2 protein-coding genes are annotated in these 1,306 nt (G+C 66.9%); one reads left to right on the top strand and one right to left on the bottom strand.

What is annotated here, in order from left to right:
- Positions 1-141 precede the first annotated feature (141 nt).
- Positions 142-384: a hypothetical protein gene (locus tag BYZ73_RS21105; RefSeq protein ID WP_112317564.1), complete on the top strand. Its 243-nt coding sequence runs from the start codon at positions 142-144 to the stop codon at positions 382-384.
- A 3-nt stretch (positions 385-387) separates the two neighbouring features.
- Here the strand turns inward: BYZ73_RS21105 and BYZ73_RS21100 are convergent.
- Positions 388-1,306, bottom strand: a 919-nt coding sequence (locus tag BYZ73_RS21100) for a hypothetical protein (protein WP_220086881.1), incomplete at its 5' end; no start/stop codon positions are given.

Here is a 1,306-nt window from a genome sequence, read left to right as displayed (position 1 = left end):
TCATCGGATAGGGCGACGCAGCCGCGTGCCCGGGCGTGTAGGTCACTGCCACTCTGGCGCTCCATTTCTGCGGCGCTTGGTCCATTGCGCCGAACTTGCCGCGCTGACAGGCTGCCGGTGTTGACACAATCGGAGCCAGTCATGCGCCTTTTTATCCTCGCCCTGCCTGTCACTCTCGCCGCCTGCGTTGCATCGCAACCCATGGTCAGCGATTACAACGGCCACATGGTCAAGGTCGTGAGCCACCCCTATGCACTCGGGGACAAATACAAGCAGAGCCCGATCTACACCGTCGCGAAGGAAACCTGCGGCAAGGAAGCGGTCTATCAGGGCGTGCGACAGATCAACGAGTATCAAGGCGAACACGTCTTCCTGTGCCGCTAGCCGTCAGCGCGCGGCGCCCTGCCAGTCGAGATTGAGGCGATAGCCGTCGCCGAAGGCCTCGTTCAGCGCCTTGACCAGCGCCTCACCGCTCTGGCGCCCGATGACGTCGCCCTGCACATTGATGGTGGCGGTACGCTGGGGCGCCGGGGCCGCCGCCTGCGCCGCGGCCCCGGCCGAGGCGGCCCCGCTGGCGCCAGAGGCCGATTTCGAGCCGCTCTTGATCGCCGAGACGAAGCTCATGCCCGTCGCAATCACTTTCGCGGCGGCGGCGATGTTCTCCGGGAAGGGCAGCTTCAAGGCCTCGGCCGCGCCGACATAGGTGCTGATCAGCGCCTGCGCGGCGCCGAAGATCCGGGAAATCTTCACCATCTTGTCGCCGCCGGTGGCGAAGGCCGACGCCATGTCGCCCAGGAAGGCCTCGGTCATCTGCAGCCCGTTGCCATAGCGATAGGCGTCGATCTGGGCCATGCGGTCCTGATGCTGCTGCTGAGTGTCTTCCATCAACGCGGCATATTCCTGCTGGGTGATGAGCCGTTGGTCCAGCGCCTGCTGCAGCACCTCCTGCTGGCGGGCATAGCTGGCGATCTGCGCCTCTTCCTGCGTCATCAGGGATTGCTGCAAGGCGTCCAGTTCGGTCTGCACCTTGTTCGCGCCGCCGCCCCCACCGCCCGATTTGGGGGGCGTGCCCCACTCGACGCCGCCAGTTCCGGGTGGGGCCGCGCGCGGTCTGCTGGTGCGGCTCACGCCGGGCTGGATCGGGTTGTTGGCCGAGTCGAGGTTCTTCTTGGCTTCCGCCTCAAGCCGCTTCTTCGCGACCTCGGCAAGCGCCTGCGCCAGGGCCTTGGCTTCCGCGATGGCGCCAGAAAGCCAGCCCGCCTGGGGGGCCGATGCCGCCAGCTGGCGCATGGCGCCCTCCGCGCGG

Source organism: Rhodovulum viride, assembly GCF_003265965.1.
Taxonomy (GTDB): Bacteria; Pseudomonadota; Alphaproteobacteria; order Rhodobacterales; family Rhodobacteraceae; genus Rhodovulum; species Rhodovulum kholense.
Note: the sequence above shows the minus strand (reverse complement) of the source record. Positions and strands in the feature narration are given on the sequence as shown.